General features: G+C 62.4%; 14 protein-coding genes. 10 read left to right on the forward strand and 4 right to left on the reverse strand.

The window, feature by feature from the left end; all coding sequences use genetic code 11:
* Positions 1–122 precede the first annotated feature (122 nt).
* Positions 123–1,409, forward strand: coding sequence for an isocitrate lyase (gene aceA, locus HW556_RS11655; RefSeq protein WP_176900221.1), 1,287 nt, complete (start codon positions 123–125; stop codon positions 1,407–1,409).
* 205 nt (positions 1,410–1,614) lie between these two features.
* Here aceA and HW556_RS11660 read toward each other — a convergent pair whose 3' ends face one another.
* Both HW556_RS11660 and gcvT read right to left on the reverse strand, forming a co-directional pair.
* Positions 1,615–2,322: a 2-phosphosulfolactate phosphatase gene (locus HW556_RS11660; RefSeq protein ID WP_176900222.1), complete on the reverse strand. Its 708-nt coding sequence runs from the start codon at positions 2,320–2,322 to the stop codon at positions 1,615–1,617.
* A 66-nt stretch (positions 2,323–2,388) separates the two neighbouring features.
* Complete coding sequence (gene gcvT / locus HW556_RS11665; protein WP_176900223.1) at positions 2,389–3,495, reverse strand: glycine cleavage system aminomethyltransferase GcvT; 1,107 nt, start codon at positions 3,493–3,495, stop codon at positions 2,389–2,391.
* A gap of 186 nt (positions 3,496–3,681) precedes the next feature.
* Here gcvT and HW556_RS11670 point away from each other — a divergent pair, with 186 nt between their 5' ends.
* Genes HW556_RS11670 through HW556_RS11680 form a run of 3 tightly spaced genes read left to right on the forward strand, consistent with a single transcriptional unit; the run spans position 3,682 to position 6,089 of the window.
* Entirely contained in the window at positions 3,682–4,044 is a 363-nt protein-coding gene (locus tag HW556_RS11670) for a CZB domain-containing protein (protein ID WP_176900224.1), read from the forward strand.
* A gap of 36 nt (positions 4,045–4,080) precedes the next feature.
* The gene (locus HW556_RS11675) at positions 4,081–5,616 is read left to right on the forward strand and encodes a sensor histidine kinase (RefSeq protein WP_176900225.1); all 1,536 of its coding nucleotides are present in this window, start codon (positions 4,081–4,083) and stop codon (positions 5,614–5,616) included.
* Between the two features lie 29 nt (positions 5,617–5,645).
* The gene (locus HW556_RS11680) at positions 5,646–6,089 is read left to right on the forward strand and encodes a response regulator (protein ID WP_176900226.1); all 444 of its coding nucleotides are present in this window, start codon (positions 5,646–5,648) and stop codon (positions 6,087–6,089) included.
* Between the two features lie 98 nt (positions 6,090–6,187).
* Here HW556_RS11680 and HW556_RS11685 read toward each other — a convergent pair whose 3' ends face one another.
* Both HW556_RS11685 and HW556_RS11690 read right to left on the reverse strand, forming a co-directional pair.
* Positions 6,188–6,784, reverse strand: coding sequence for a ribonuclease HII (locus HW556_RS11685; RefSeq protein ID WP_176900227.1), 597 nt, complete (start codon positions 6,782–6,784; stop codon positions 6,188–6,190).
* 145 nt (positions 6,785–6,929) lie between these two features.
* Positions 6,930–7,244 (reverse strand): hypothetical protein, encoded by a 315-nt coding sequence (locus HW556_RS11690; protein WP_176900228.1) that lies wholly within the window; start codon positions 7,242–7,244, stop codon positions 6,930–6,932.
* Between the two features lie 386 nt (positions 7,245–7,630).
* On the opposite strand from HW556_RS11690, the gene HW556_RS11695 reads away from it, so the two are divergent.
* The 6 genes from HW556_RS11695 to HW556_RS11720 all read left to right on the forward strand — a co-directional run bounded on the left by HW556_RS11695 (position 7,631) and on the right by HW556_RS11720 (position 14,158).
* On the forward strand, positions 7,631–8,200 hold the full coding sequence (locus tag HW556_RS11695) for an NUDIX domain-containing protein (protein WP_176900229.1): 570 nt from the start codon (positions 7,631–7,633) through the stop codon (positions 8,198–8,200).
* A gap of 94 nt (positions 8,201–8,294) precedes the next feature.
* A complete protein-coding gene (locus HW556_RS11700; RefSeq protein ID WP_176900230.1) occupies positions 8,295–9,134 on the forward strand; it encodes a lysophospholipid acyltransferase family protein in 840 nt (279 codons plus the stop codon).
* Between the two features lie 75 nt (positions 9,135–9,209).
* Positions 9,210–9,497, forward strand: coding sequence for an Asp-tRNA(Asn)/Glu-tRNA(Gln) amidotransferase subunit GatC (gene gatC, locus HW556_RS11705; RefSeq protein WP_176900231.1), 288 nt, complete (start codon positions 9,210–9,212; stop codon positions 9,495–9,497).
* A gap of 147 nt (positions 9,498–9,644) precedes the next feature.
* Positions 9,645–12,674 carry a tetratricopeptide repeat protein gene (locus tag HW556_RS11710; RefSeq protein ID WP_176900232.1) on the forward strand — a complete coding sequence of 1,010 codons (3,030 nt, stop codon included), beginning with the start codon at positions 9,645–9,647 and terminating at the stop codon, positions 12,672–12,674.
* An 18-nt stretch (positions 12,675–12,692) separates the two neighbouring features.
* The gene (locus HW556_RS11715; protein WP_218134550.1) at positions 12,693–13,412 is read left to right on the forward strand and encodes an ABC transporter ATP-binding protein; all 720 of its coding nucleotides are present in this window, start codon (positions 12,693–12,695) and stop codon (positions 13,410–13,412) included.
* 197 nt (positions 13,413–13,609) lie between these two features.
* Positions 13,610–14,158, forward strand: a complete 549-nt coding sequence (locus HW556_RS11720; protein WP_176900233.1) for a cob(I)yrinic acid a,c-diamide adenosyltransferase — start codon at positions 13,610–13,612, stop codon at positions 14,156–14,158.
* Positions 14,159–14,259 lie beyond the last annotated feature (101 nt).

Genomic DNA, 14,259 nt, shown 5'->3' on the forward strand with positions numbered 1-14,259 from the left:
CCTACACTGGGCTACTATTCTCTTCCAATTTCCTGGGTTTCTTTCACCGAGGCAAAATCACTGATTTCGCTCCGTTAGGCCCCGCTTTGCCCATATTTTTCTCCTCCTCAACCCCTACCGCCATGAACAAGCAGCAACGTATTTCCGCCATTGAACAGGATTGGGCCACGAATTCGCGCTGGCAGGGCATCGTCCGGCCTTACACAGCTGAGGACGTGCTGAGGCTGCGTGGGTCGGTGACCATTGAGTACTCGCTGGCCCGCAACGGGGCCGAGCGGCTGTGGCAGCTGCTGCACTCCGAGCAGTACGTGGCCGGACTAGGAGCCCTCACCGGCAACCAGGCAGTGCAGGAAGTGCAGGCCGGCCTCAACGCCATTTACCTCTCGGGCTGGCAGGTGGCGGCCGACGCCAACAACTCGGGCCAGATGTACCCCGACCAGAGCCTCTACCCCGCCGACTCGGTGCCGGCCGTGGTGCGCCGCATCAATAACGCCCTGCTGCGCGCCGACCAGATTCAGAGCGTATCGGGCGAGGGCGACGTGCATTGGCTGGTGCCCATTGTGGCTGATGCCGAGGCCGGGTTCGGGGGCAACCTGAATGCGTTTGAGCTGATGAAGATGATGATTGAGGCCGGGGCCGCCGGCGTCCATTTCGAGGACCAGCTGTCATCGGCCAAGAAGTGCGGCCACCTCGGCGGGAAGGTACTCGTGCCCACCCAGGAGGCTATCAACAAGCTGGTAGCCGCCCGCCTGGCCGCCGACGTGATGGGCGTGCCCACGCTGGTAGTAGCCCGCACCGACGCCGACGCCGCCGACCTGCTCACCTCCGACATCGACCCGCGCGACCAACCCTTCGTGCTGGAGGAGGCCGAGCGTACTTCCGAAGGCTTTTTCCGGGTGCGTTGTGGCTTGGAGGCCGGTATTGCCCGCGGCCTGGCCTACGCCCCCTACGCCGACCTCATCTGGATGGAAACCTCGCACCCCGACCTGGAGCAGGCCCGCCAGTTCGCCGAAGCCATTCATGCCCAGTTCCCCGGCAAGCTGCTGGCCTACAACTGTTCGCCTTCGTTCAACTGGGCCGCCAAGCTCAGCGTGCAGGAAATGGAAACCTACCGCGAAGAGCTGGCCGCCATGGGCTACAAGTTCCAGTTCATCACGCTGGCCGGTTTCCACGCGCTCAATACGAGCATGTTCGAGTTGGCCACCGCCTACCGCGAGCGGGGCATGGCCGGCTACTCGGAGCTGCAGGAGCGCGAGTTTGCCCTCCAGAAAAAGGGGTTCAAAGCCGTGAAGCACCAGACCTTCGTGGGCACCGGCTACTTCGACGCCGTGCAGAACGTGGTAACGGCCGGCCGCTCCAGCACTGGCGCCCTGGTTGGCAGCACCGAAGAGGCCCAGTTCAACCACTGATTATCCGTACCCCAAAGAAACGCCATGCTTCAGCTGGCGTCTGCTTACCGAACCATTTCTACTGCGCCGTTGGCTGCCATGGCAACGATGCGGAGGAGATGCTTTGGCTTCGCAGACGCCAGCTGAAGCATGGCGCTTCTTTGTTGTACGGCTACTCGCGCCCCTGTCCGTAACGGTCCGCAGTAGGAGCGCACGGCAACCTGCGTCACTGAATTTTTCCGTTCCTGAACACGGGAACCAGGTCGTATTCGTCCTGGCGGATGCAGAATTCCATGTCCTGGTGGGCTTCGAGGCTGTTGAGGCGGCGCACGTGGGCCGAGCGGAGCAGGTAGCCCGCCAGATCGGGCTCGGCGGTGGCCCAAAGGTCGAGGGCGGCCAGGGTGGCATCGGAGCTGGTGGTGTCGAAGTCGGGTTGCAGGCGGGCGGCCAGGGCCCCACCGAAGAGGGTGTCTTCGAGGCAGAAATGACCCTTCCAGCCGGCGCATACCACTATCACATCCTTGTTCAGACGGCGCAGATGCTCGGCTACGGCCCCTAGGTTAATAAAGGCACCAACCACAATTTCATCGGCGGCGGCCGAGAGGTGCAGGGCGCGCGTGCCGTTGGTGGTGGTGAGGGCCACAGCCCGACCCCGCACGGCTACTTGGCCATCGAGGTAGCCGAAGGGCGAGTTGCCCAGGTCCACGCCTTCGGCCTGGCGGCCGTCGCGCTCGGCAGCCGTCAGGTAGCCGTGCGCCGCCTGGGCGCGGCACTCGTCCAACTCGCTGAACGGCACCAGATGGCTTACGCCCGCGGCCAGCGCCGTGACGATGCTGGAGGTAGCCCGCAACACATCAACCACCACCGCCACTTTGCCTTTCAGGTTATGAAGCGGCAGTAGTTCGGGCGAGAAACATATATCTAGGTTGGGCATGAATCAGCTGTAAGTATAAGCACGATGTAGGGGCAAGCCCCGCCCCTACATTGTTCTCGACAACAATTATACTTCCTCTGTGCCGGGCACGAAGGGCAGCTTTATCACCGTGGCGGGCAAATTCTTGCCGCGTACCTGCACGAAAATCGAGGTACCAGGCGTGGCCAGCGCGGTTTGCACGTAGCCCAGACCCACGCCCTTGCTCAGGCTCGGCGACTGGGTGCCGCTGGTTACCTCACCGATAACCTCGCCGGCCTCGTTCACCAGCGGGTAGTGGCTGCGCGGGATGCCGGCCCCGTCCATCAGGAAGCCGACCAGCTTGCGCTCCATGCCGGCAGCCTTTTCGGCCTTCAGGTTTTCGGAGTTGGTGAAGTCCTTGGTGAACTTGGTAATCCAGCCCAAGCCGGCTTCCAGGGGCGAGGTTTCGTCGGTGATGTCGTTGCCGTAGAGGCAGTAGCCCATTTCGAGGCGCAGCGTGTCGCGGGCGCCCAGGCCGATGGGCTTGAGGCCGTAGGGCTGGCCGGCTTCCATCACGGCATCCCAAACCTGCTTGGCGTGCTCGTTGGGCACGTACAGCTCGAAGCCGCCCGCGCCGGTGTAGCCGGTGGCCGAGATGATGACATTCGGCGCGCCGGCAAACGTGCCCTGCACGAACGAGTAGTACGGAATAGCGCTCAGGTCGGCATCGGTGAGGCTTTGCAGGGCGGCGGCGGCCTTGGGGCCCTGCACCGCCAGCAGGCTCATCTCCTCCGATACGTTCTGCATATCGGCGCCGTCGGTGTTGAACTGCTTGATCCAGTTCCAGTCTTTTTCAATGTTGGACGCATTGACGACGAGCAGGTAATCTTCCTCGGCCAGCATGTACACCAGCAGGTCGTCTACCACGCCACCGGTCTGGTTGGGCAGGCAGCTGTACTGGGCCTTGCCGGGCACGAGTTTGCTGGCGTCGTTGCTGGTTACGCGCTGAATGAGGGCCAGGGCCTGAGGGCCGCGCACCCGGAACTCGCCCATGTGCGATACGTCGAACATGCCCACGGCCCGGCGCACGGTGTGGTGCTCGTCGAGGTCGGAGGAATAGCGCACGGGCATGTTATAGCCAGCGAAAGGCACCATTTTGGCGCCGAGTTGCTGGTGAACGTCGTTGAGCGGAACGGTTTTGAGCGTGTCGGACATGAAAGTGAGGTGGGAAGGTGGAACGTGCCGGCCGGAGGGGGCATATTGGGGCCATCCGGCGGTGGTGCGAAAGTAGCCAATTATGGCCGGCTGGTCCGCCGCCGGTTGGTTACCTTTGGCTTTGCGCCGCCCCAGCTGCTGGTCTGCCGCGCCGGTATCCAACTGCTTTGCGGCCTCTTTTCCTGAATGAACGACGACCTGAAACAAGAATTTGATGCGGCCCGCATCCGACACCTGCTCTTCAAGTCGAAGCTGCGCTCCTTCCTCTACGGCAGCGACACGGCCCAAGGGCCCATCCGCGACCCGGAGCAGTGTACCATGGGCCAGTGGATAACCCAGCGCGCCCTGCCTGCGTACGGCCATCTGCCCGAAACCCACGAGCTCGACCGTCTGCACCGGCTCATTCATCTGGAAGGCAGCCGCCTGATGGACCTGCGCCTGGCCGGTCAGCCCGACGCGGCCACGGCCGGACTAAGCCAGATCAATAAGCTCGCCGATGATATTGTGGCATTGCTGCACACCATAGAAACCCGGGTGCGGGCAGCATAAGCCGCCGGCCACCTGTTCTCGTTCCCTCCCCCACCCATGAAATTAAAGCTCTCTACCAAGCTCTTTGCAGGGTTTCTGGCAATTTCGGCGCTTTTCGCGGGCGTGGTATTTCTCAACTACCAGCTCTCGCGGGCCGTGCTGCGCAACTCGCAACGGGTGGCCAACTCGCAGCGCATTACCAATGAGGCTACCTCGCTGCTGCGCAACATCATCGATATGGAGGCCGGCTTTCGGGGCTACCTGCTACTCAACAACGAAGTGCTGCTGACGCCTTACTACGAGGGCGAACGAAAGCTGCTGGGCCGCTTTGCCAGCCTGCGCGACGAGATGCCGGTGGTCGGGCAGCAGTTCCGGCGGCTGCAGCAGGCGCAGCGGCTGTTCGAGCAATGGAATTCCTATTCGCACCTGCTTATTGGCGAAAAGCGACAAGCCCTGCGCAGCAACCCCGACCAGATTGGCATCAGCGGCCTTGAGCACGCCAACCTGGCTTCCGACCTTACAGGCAAAGTGCTCATGGATCAGGTTCGGGTGGTGTTTGTCGAATTTGACCAGTCGGAGGCCCTATCGCGCCGCCAGCAGCGCCTGCGCCTGCAGGCCAGCATCCGCGAAACCCGCATTCTGTCGGTGGTCGTAACGCTCTTTACTATTACGCTGGGGTTGCTGTATGCGGCGTATCTGGTGCGGCAGCTTTCGCAGCGCATCGGCGGCATGGTAGGCCAGGCCCAGCGCATTGCCGGCGGCGACTACGCCACCCACATTCCGGACACCGAGCAGGACGAGCTGACCAAGCTGGCCACGTCGCTCAACACCATGACCGACACCATCAATACCACCATCCGGCAACTGGAGCGCCGCAACCAGGAACTCGACCAGTTTGCCTACGTGGTATCGCACGATTTGAAAGCGCCGCTGCGGGGCATCGAAACGGCTTCGCGCTGGATTGAGGAGGACTTGGGCCAGGATGTACCGGACCACATTCGCGAGTTTCTGATGCTGATGCGCACGCGGGTGCGGCGCATGGAACACCTGATTACCGGCATTCTCGACCTGGCCCGGGTGGGGCGCACACCCCAGGCCGACGAGGCCGTGTTTGTACGCCAGCTGCTGCGCGACATCATCGATTCGCTGGAGCTACCGACCGGTTTCGAAGTGGAGCTGCCCTTTTATCTGCCCACGCTGCACACCAACCAAATTCAGCTCGAACAGGTATTCACTAACCTCATCAGCAACGCCGCCAAGTACCACCACGACCCGGCGCATGGCCACGTGGCCATCGGCTGCGTCGAGATGCCCGATCATTATACCTTCTCGATAACCGACAACGGGCCGGGCATTGCTGCCGAGTACCACGAGCGAATCTTTATCATCTTCCAGACTCTGACCGAGCGCGACACGCTGGAAAGCACCGGTGTAGGTCTGGCCATCGTCAAGAAAATTGTGGAGCGGCGGGGCGGCACCATTCGCGTCGAGTCGGCCGAAGGGGCCGGAGCCAGCTTCATTTTCACCTGGCCCAAGCGGGTACTTACCCGCCCAATGCCCCCTTCGGAGCCAGTTGCCCGTATAGCCAAGTAATTCACTGCCTTTATCTGCTCTGCCTGCCCATGCCCCTCTCCTCTCAGCAACCTACTATTCTACTTGTCGAAGACGACCAGCTCGACATCATGAACGTACAGCGCGAGCTGCGTAAGAACAACGTGAACGTGCCGCTGCATGTGGCCCGCAACGGCCGCGAAGCCCTGGATTTGCTGCGCGGCGAAGGCGGCCAGACCCGCATTCCGCTCCCGCACGTAGTCATGCTCGACCTGAACATGCCCCGCATGAATGGGCTGGAACTCCTGGCAATTCTGCGCGCCGACCCCGAATTCCAGGACCTAAACGTGTTTATCACCACCACTTCCGACCTGGAAACCGACCGTCTTAAAGCCCAGCAGCTAGCCGTAAGCGGCTACATCATCAAGCCCCTGAGCTTCGATACGTTCGGCGAAGGAGGTACCACGGTCGACGGCTTCAGCCTGTTTCTGGATCTGCTGAAGCTAAAAGACTAACCGTCGAATCCATTGGAAAGCGGCAGAGCGGCCATCAGATACGTCTGGTAGCCGCTTTGCCGCTTTCTGGTGACTTACCACTTATTCGGGCCGGTGCTTTACAGAAGCCGGAACCCCATGCGGTGGTGTTCGGTGGGGCCGTGCGCCCGAATGGCGGCGCGGTGCGCGGCAGTCGGATAGCCGGCATTTTGCTCCCAGCCGTAGGCCGGGTGGGCAGCCGCCAGCTCCTGCATCCGGTCGTCGCGGAAGGTTTTGGCCAGCACCGAGGCCGCCGCAATGTGGCGGTAGAGGCCGTCGCCGCCTACTATGCAGGTGTGGGGCAGCGTAGGGTGCGGCCGAAATCGGTTGCCATCGACGAGCAGGTGAGTGGGCATGGGCCGCAGCTGGTCGGCGGCCCGGTGCATGGCCAGGTAGCTGGCCTGCGCAATATTGAGTGTGGTTATTTCGGCCACCGAAGCTTCGGCTACGGCCCAGGCAACGGCCTCGCGGCAAATTTCAGTGCGCACCAGCTCGCGCCGCCGCGCCGTCAGCTGCTTGGAGTCGTTAAGAAACTCGGACTTGAAATCGGGCGGCAGCAGCACGGCGGCCGCAAAAACGGGCCCGGCCAGGCAGCCACGCCCGGCTTCATCAAGTCCCGCTTCGAGCGGCTCGCCGGTATAGGAAACCAATAGCGTTTGCGGGGCAGGGCGCTTCATGAGCAGGACGTAAAACTATTCCAGCTGTTAGCCTGCCAAACAAAGGCCTCACTCGGCTGAAACAGCCACAAAGATGGTTGTTTCAGCCGAGTGAGGCCTTTACTTACCGGTTATAATTACCGGAAACTCTTGACTCTGGTCGTTGTTAGTGCGTGCCGGCGTTGGAACCTTCGCGGCCGGGGTTCTGCTCGCCACGGCGGGTGCCCTGGCTGTCGCGGGGGCCGTTGTCGATGTTAGACTCCTCGGCTTCGGTCATGTACACGTTGGTCGTGGGGCCGAGGCCGTCGTTCTTCTCTGCCAGGGCCGACTCGGCTTCGGCGTGCTTGAGGTTGAAGAGCGGGTCGCCTTCCTTCAACGACTTATCGGTCTGCTTGTTTTCGGGCTGCTTGTTGGGTTGGTTGGCCATTGTAGGAATGGTGCCGGGCGGAATGTGAACGGCCGGCAGTAGTAACCTACGCACCACTTTGGCGAGAGGTTGGCCCCGGTTGCGCGCCGAACCCCTAATCAGCCCGCGCCCAGCCAGAAAAAAGGGCAATAAAAAAGCCGCTACCCTAGGTAGCGGCCTTTTCGGTCATACTGGCTGGCAGCGGTTCATTCATCCACCCTACTAATTGCTGCCATGGTGCCAATACTACGCGGTAAGAGCCTTCCTTTCCATAAACCTTACCAGCGCTGAATAATTAGTAGGTCAAAAGTATACGAACTGCGTGGGCCGAATGGATTTTTTGGCCCAACGGAAAGTTTCACCCGCTCAATGGGCCTTTTTACCCGGCGGGCCATTCGGTGGGGTTGGGCCTTCTCCTGCCGTCGTATCTTTGTCGCTTTCTGCTCCCTCACTTTTCCGCTATGGCCAACCCTGCCGCTGACTTTGACGAAACCCACAATCCCTGGCAGACGCAGGCCTCCGAAATCAAGTACCAGAACCCCTGGATCCGGGTGCGCGAGGATCAGGTGATTACGCCCGGCGGCACGGCCGGCATCTACGGCGTCGTGACCATGAAGAACAAGGCCCTGGGTATTGTGCCGGTTGATGCCGAGGGCAACACCTGGCTGGTGGGCCAGTACCGCTACCCTCTAAGCGAGTACAGCTGGGAAATTCCGATGGGTGGCGGGCCGGTAGAGCTCGACGTGCTCGAATCGGCCCGCCGCGAGTTGCGCGAGGAAACCGGCCTGCTCGCCCACCGCTGGACCAACATCATGCGCCTGCATACATCCAACTCGGTAACCGATGAGGAAGGCTTCGTATTTCTGGCCCAGGAGCTGGAGCAGGGCGACACCGAGCCTGAAGAAACCGAGGACCTGCGCCTCTGGAAACTCCCGCTGGCCGAAGCCGTGCAGCTGGTAATGGACGGCCGCATTACCGATGCCGTGAGCGTGGCGGGCCTGCTGAAAGCCAGCCGCCTGCTGGGCGTATAGGCGTGGCCATTCCGGCAGTGCCTACACGTCATTCCAAGCGACGTGAAGAATGACGGGCATTCTTTACCCAGCTATCCACCTTACTTTCGCGGCTATGATGCACCTGCTTCGTTACATCGGCCAGCGCCTGTACACCAGCTGGGCGACCTTCTGGTTTGCGGTTCCGTTTTTGGTTACCTACCCGGTGCAGTGGGGCCTGAGCCACTGGCCGGCGGGCTGGCCCTACCTACGGGCGCTCAACAAAGCTTGGTCGCGGTTCTTCATTCTGATGTGGGGCGTACCGGTGGAGACCATACGGGCCACCGAAACAGTGCCGCCGGGCCAGCCCTGCCTGTATTTGGCCAACCACAGTTCCCTCATTGATATTCCGCTGCTGTTTCGGACCCTGTCGGGCGGACCGAACGTGCTGGGCAAAAGCTCGCTGGCTAAGATTCCGCTTTGGGGGCCAATTTTCGGGCGCGCCTACATTACCGTCGACCGCAACAGCGCCGTGAGCCGGGGCCGGGCCATTGTGCGGGCCCGTCAGGAGCTGGCGGCCGGTCGCTCGGTTATCATCTTCCCCGAAGGCCAGATTTCGAGCCAGCCCGGCCAGCAACTGGAGCCTTTCAAGGAGGGTGCTTTTCAGCTGGCCATTGCCACGGGCGTGCCCATCGTGCCCATCACCATGCCGCTCAACCACCGGTTTCTGCCCGATGTGGGCGGGCTGCGGGTGCGCTGGGCCCGGCTGGCCATCGTGGTGCATGCGCCCATCAGCACGGCGGGCCTTACCGCCGCCGATGCGCCCGCCCTGCAGCAGCGCGTATTCGAAGTAATCACCAGTGGCCTGCGGCCCGAAGCAGGCGGCATTCCCGGCCCTGGCAGCTGGCGTCCCCAGGCGGCCCGGGTCGAAGCGGCTTCTACTGTTACTACTACCCAGCCCGAACCGGTTGGCTGAGCAGGGCACAACCGGCCGAAGGGCCGTATCTTGCGGCTACCAACTGCTTTTTTCACCTCTGAACTCCCCGCTCCCATGAGCACCGACCTGGCTACTCTGCGCGGCCTGGCCCATCTGGCCCGCCTCGAATTCGACTCCACCAACGAGCAGCAGGTGCTCGGCGACCTGAACAAGATCCTGGACTGGGTGGACCAGCTCCGCCAGCTAGACACCACCGATGTAGAGCCACTGGTACACTTGAGCCAGGAAATAAACGTGCTGCGTTCTGACGAAGCCCACAACACCGTCGGCCACGCCGCCGGCCTGAGCAACGCTCCACGCAAAGACTCCGACTACTTCCGGGTACCGAAGGTGCTGGAGTAGATCTGTTAGCTAAAAGAACGTCATGCAGAGCGAAGCGAAGCATCTCGCGTGCTGACGTTGCCAAAGTAACCGCAACGTCAGCACGCGAGATGCTTCGCTTCGCTCTGCATGACGTTTTAAAAACCTCACCCCACTACCCCGCCCCGCTTGATTTCGCCCGTTCCCTCCCCGAGCACCCGCCGCTGGCCCTGGCCGCTACTGCTGCTGGCATTGTGCGCCGCGCTGGCCGTTGGGCTGGCCGGCTGGCACTACTTCACGGCCGAGAATATCGTCCAGCCCCTGCAGCCCGTAACCCAGCTGACGCCGGTGCCCACCACCGTGGCCGAGGTGGCCGTGGGGATGGCCCGGCTGCCGGTGCAGGTCAACGGCTACCTCGTTACCCAGACCTACGACGTGGCCGGTCCGTTTCTGCGGCCTGGGGCGGCGCTGGGGCTGGTGGCGTTGCTGGGCGTGGCGCTGGCCTACTTCCTGGCGGCCGTTAGCCCCCTGAGCCGGCTGTACTTCGTGGCGGCTATGGGTATGGTGATATTCCTGCTCATGTCGCTGAACGCCGACCTGCTGGATGTGTTTGAAACCGGCAGACAGTATGTGCTGGTCCTGAGCCTGGTACTGCTGGTGGGGCCAGCGTACTACTTCCATGCCTTCCGAACTGAAACCCCTTTTATCACGCGCCTGGGCACGTTTGCCGCGCTGGTGGCGGGCCTGGGGCTACTAGTGTTTCTGCAAAACCCTAACCCCGCCGATTACACGGCGCTGCACCTAAGCGCCTATTTCACCCAGGGCGGAGCAGTGGCTTTCGCGTTGCTGGTACTCTGGGTAGCATTTGAGAATGTGCATGGCCTGCTGTGGGTGAACACGCAGGCCGCTACGCCTGCCGGCCGCTATGGGCTGTGGGCGTTCCTGCTGGCAGGTGGCCTGTACCTGACTATTCTGCTGCTTTACTACCTCAACCAGAACCAGTTGCTGGTGCTGCCCGGCATCCAACTCGACCCCTACCTGCTGCTGCTGCCCGCTGTAGCCGTGGCCTGGCTGGGCCAAAGCCGCCGGGCCGCCACGTTGCCGGCCGGGGTACCGCCGGGCGCTGCGGCAACCCTGCTGCTGGTGCTGGTGCTGTTGGCCGCTGGCACGCTCGGCTACGCCCTGGCCACCGCCAACGACCCACTGCTACAGGCCGGCCGCGACTTTACGGCCCTGGCCCTGCTGGGCGTGGGCGGGGCGTTTTTAATCTATGTGCTGCTGAATTTCGGGCCGCTGCTGCGCCAGAAGAAGGAGGTTTATCGCGTGGTGTTTCAGCCCCAGCGGTTTCCGTTTTATGCCATGTACGCGCTGGGTATAGTGGCCGTGGTGGGCGTAAGCATGCGCAACAACTTCTTCGTGCTCGACCAGGTGCAGGCCGGCGCTTACAATAACCTGGGTGATTTGGCCCGGCTGGAAAGCGAGCTAACACCCGATGATATGTCGCGGGCACTGCTGGCGGAGCGTTACTACGCCGAAAGCGACGTGCTCGACCAGCACAACCACAAGGCCAGCCTGGGCCGGGCCGCGCTTTACCGCTTCCGGCTGCAGCGCCAGAACGAAATCAATATTTTGCGCCGGGCACTGGAACGGCGACCTTCGCCCCGCATCTCGTTGCGCCTAGCCGCCCTCTACAACGAGCAGCAGGACTTTTTCGACCGCCTGGCCGTACTGCAGGAAGGGCTGCAAGCCAACCCCACCAACGCCGCCCTCAACGCCGACTTGGCCCAACTCTACTCCCGCTCGGCCCTGGCCGACTCGGTAGCGCACTACCGCGCCCGCGCCACTGCCGCCACCGGCTCCGACGACGCTATGCTGGCCTCCAACGAGCTGGCCTACCGCATCCGGCAGCAGGACTGGGCCGGCGCCGCCACGCTGGCACAGGAAGCCCACACTACCGACCCCGATAATGCCGCCCTGCAGGCCAACGTCCTGCTGCTGGCCCGGCTTACCGGCAATTCTGCCGCGGCCCCCACGCCCCTGCCCGACACTACCCGGACGCTCAACGAAGCCCGCTTCGCCCGGCTTTACCACGACGCCCTGGGCCGCGCCGCCCGCCACGACACCACCCTGCTGGCGCTGCTGCCCGCCCTGGTCGCCAACCCCGACAACGGCCCGTTTCTCGACCAACTGACCCTGCTACGCGCCTTTACGCACCACTACGGCGGGCAGCCTGTGGCGGCCCAGCAGGCTTTACTGCCGCTGGCCAGCGGCTCGGGTACCGGCGCAGCATTTTACCAGCAGCTGCAGGGCCTGTGGCTGCTCGACCAGGGCCTGCCCGCCCCGGCCGCTGTCAAGCTCCAGGAAGCCCGCGAAAACAGCCCCACACTACCCACGCTACCCCTGGCCTACGCCCTAGCCCTGAGCGGTCAGCCTGATTCGGCCCGGCAGGTAGTGGCCCGTGCGCCAGCCGGCGCAGCGGTCCGGCTGCTACAAACGGCCCTGCAGCCCGAGTTGCGCGAAACCTACAGTATGGCGGCTGATTCAGTGAAAACCCAATACCTGGTGCTGCGCGGCGACGAGCTACCGGCATCGACCCTGTTACCGGCGGCGGCTTCCGTAACAGCGGGCCCGCTGCAGGCCACCGCCTTGCTGGCCCAGTTGCCTCGCGCACTAGAGGCCGGCCAGCTCGATGCCGTGCGCACTGCGCTGGCGCAGGGCGGGCTGCCCATTGGAGCTGCGGGTGCTTCGCCCTGGAACGTGTTGCGTGGCGAGCTGTACGTGCGCGGGCAGCAGTGGCCCCAACTGCGCGAGTTGGTGCAGAAAGGCACGTTCACTGGGTTCGAAACGTATCAGCGGCTGTATTTCCGGGCGGCGCTGGCCGAGGCCGATAAGCAGCCCGCCGAAGCCGGCCGCCTCTATGCCCAACTGGTGCAGCAGGCCCCCTTTGCCGAAAACGGGCTGGTTGCCGCCGCCGCTTTCTATGCCCGGCGCAACGAGTTTCCGGCCGCCTATGATGTACTGCTGCGTGGGGTGGAGTACAACCCCGAATCGGTGGCGCTGCTGAAGGCCTACGTGCTGGCGGCTGTGCCGGTGGGCCTGATGGAGTATGCCCAGGGTCCGCTCTACCGGCTCGGCACGTTGCTTTCGGCGGCGGATTATGGTACCTTTCGCGAGGAGTACGACGCGGCCCTGGCGGCCCGTAAAGCCTCCTGGAATTAACCCTTAGCTCCCCATTCTATGCAGCCTCCTATTATCCAGACCGATGATATTTCCAAGGTGTACCGTATGGGAGCCGAGGAAATTCACGCGCTGCAATCGGTATCCATTACCATTCAGCGGGGCGAATACGTGGCCTTTATGGGTCCGTCGGGCTCGGGCAAGTCCACGCTCATGAACATCATCGGCTGCCTCGATACCCCTTCGGGCGGCAGCTACGTCCTCAACGGGCACGATGTAAGCAACATGAGCGACAACCAGCTGGCCGACGTGCGCAACCGCGAAATCGGCTTCGTGTTCCAAAGCTTCAACCTCCTGCCCCGTGCTACCTCCCTCGATAACGTGGCCCTGCCCCTCATTTACGCCGGCTATGGCAAAAGCGAGCGGCACGAAATGGCGCGCGAGGCCCTGCGCAGCGTGGGCCTGGCCGACCGCGCCATGCACAAGCCCAACGAGCTGTCGGGCGGCCAGCGCCAGCGCGTGGCTATTGCCCGCGCCCTGGTCAACAACCCCAGCATCATCCTGGCCGACGAACCCACTGGCGCCCTCGACACCCGCACCAGCCACGAAATCATGGAGCTGTTCGAGGCCCTCTACTCCCGCGGCAACACCATCATCATGGTAACTCACGAAGAGGATATTGCCATGCACGCCCATCGCATTGTGCGCCTGCGTGACGGCCTTGTGGAAACCGACGAGGTAAACGAAAACGTGGTAAGCGGCCAGCTGGCGAAGGGGTGAGTGGTAAATAGCGCGTCATTGCGAGCAACGTGAAGCAATCTGGGGTAGCAAAGTTCTAAACCTTGATGCGCTCAAAGCCTTTACGTGTGTACACTTATGTTTTGCGCTCAATTCAGCTTCGCGTTTTGCCCCACGGATTGCTTCGCGCTGCTCGCAATGACACCCTTTTTCCTTCCTACTCTCCTTCTTCCACCCACATGAAAATTTATACCAAGACCGGCGACAAGGGCCTTACCTCACTTATCGGCGGTACGCGCGTGCCCAAATCCAGTCTGCGCATCGAGTGCTATGGCACTGTGGATGAACTGAACTCTTATATTGGCTTGGTGCGCGACCAGCCCGTAAACGAGGCCCGGCGCACGTTGCTCAAGGAAATCCAGGACCGCCTGTTTACGGTGGGTGCCTCGCTGGCTTCCGACCCCGAGAAGTCGAAGATGAAGATTCCGGACCTGCACGCCGAAGACGTGGAGTTGCTGGAGCAGGAAATGGACCGCATGAACGAAACGCTGCCCGAGCTGCGCGTTTTTGTGTTGCCCGGTGGCCATCAGTCGGTATCGTTTGCCCACCTGGCCCGCTGCGTATGCCGTCGGGCCGAGCGGCTGGTAATTCATCTGAACGAAGACGAATTCGTGGCCGAGCTGGTGATTATGTACCTCAACCGGCTGTCCGATTACCTGTTCGTGCTCAGCCGCCAGATGGCCCACGAGCTAAATGCCGAAGAAGTGAAGTGGGAGCCCCGGATGTAAGGCAATGACTTGGCGCTGCCTTACGAGCGTTTGGACGTTCAGCTAGAAAAGCTGCATCTTTAAGTGTTTCGATTATGGCAGCGAGCTAATTAAATTGCACA

Source organism: Hymenobacter terrestris, assembly GCF_013377905.1.
Lineage (GTDB): Bacteria > Bacteroidota > Bacteroidia > Cytophagales > Hymenobacteraceae > Hymenobacter > Hymenobacter terrestris.

What these genes read in the sequence shown, in the direction of transcription:
- aceA (WP_176900221.1), top strand. Translation starts at nt 123, where the DNA reads ATGAACAAGCAGCAACGTATTTCCGCCATTGAACAGGATTGGGCCACG.
- HW556_RS11660 (WP_176900222.1), bottom strand. Translation starts at nt 2,322, where the DNA reads ATGCCCAACCTAGATATATGTTTCTCGCCCGAACTACTGCCGCTTCAT.
- gcvT (WP_176900223.1), bottom strand. Translation starts at nt 3,495, where the DNA reads ATGTCCGACACGCTCAAAACCGTTCCGCTCAACGACGTTCACCAGCAA.
- HW556_RS11670 (WP_176900224.1), top strand. Translation starts at nt 3,682, where the DNA reads ATGAACGACGACCTGAAACAAGAATTTGATGCGGCCCGCATCCGACAC.
- HW556_RS11675 (WP_176900225.1), top strand. Translation starts at nt 4,081, where the DNA reads ATGAAATTAAAGCTCTCTACCAAGCTCTTTGCAGGGTTTCTGGCAATT.
- HW556_RS11680 (WP_176900226.1), top strand. Translation starts at nt 5,646, where the DNA reads ATGCCCCTCTCCTCTCAGCAACCTACTATTCTACTTGTCGAAGACGAC.
- HW556_RS11685 (WP_176900227.1), bottom strand. Translation starts at nt 6,784, where the DNA reads ATGAAGCGCCCTGCCCCGCAAACGCTATTGGTTTCCTATACCGGCGAG.
- HW556_RS11695 (WP_176900229.1), top strand. Translation starts at nt 7,631, where the DNA reads ATGGCCAACCCTGCCGCTGACTTTGACGAAACCCACAATCCCTGGCAG.
- HW556_RS11700 (WP_176900230.1), top strand. Translation starts at nt 8,295, where the DNA reads ATGATGCACCTGCTTCGTTACATCGGCCAGCGCCTGTACACCAGCTGG.
- gatC (WP_176900231.1), top strand. Translation starts at nt 9,210, where the DNA reads ATGAGCACCGACCTGGCTACTCTGCGCGGCCTGGCCCATCTGGCCCGC.
- HW556_RS11715 (WP_218134550.1), top strand. Translation starts at nt 12,693, where the DNA reads ATGCAGCCTCCTATTATCCAGACCGATGATATTTCCAAGGTGTACCGT.
- HW556_RS11720 (WP_176900233.1), top strand. Translation starts at nt 13,610, where the DNA reads ATGAAAATTTATACCAAGACCGGCGACAAGGGCCTTACCTCACTTATC.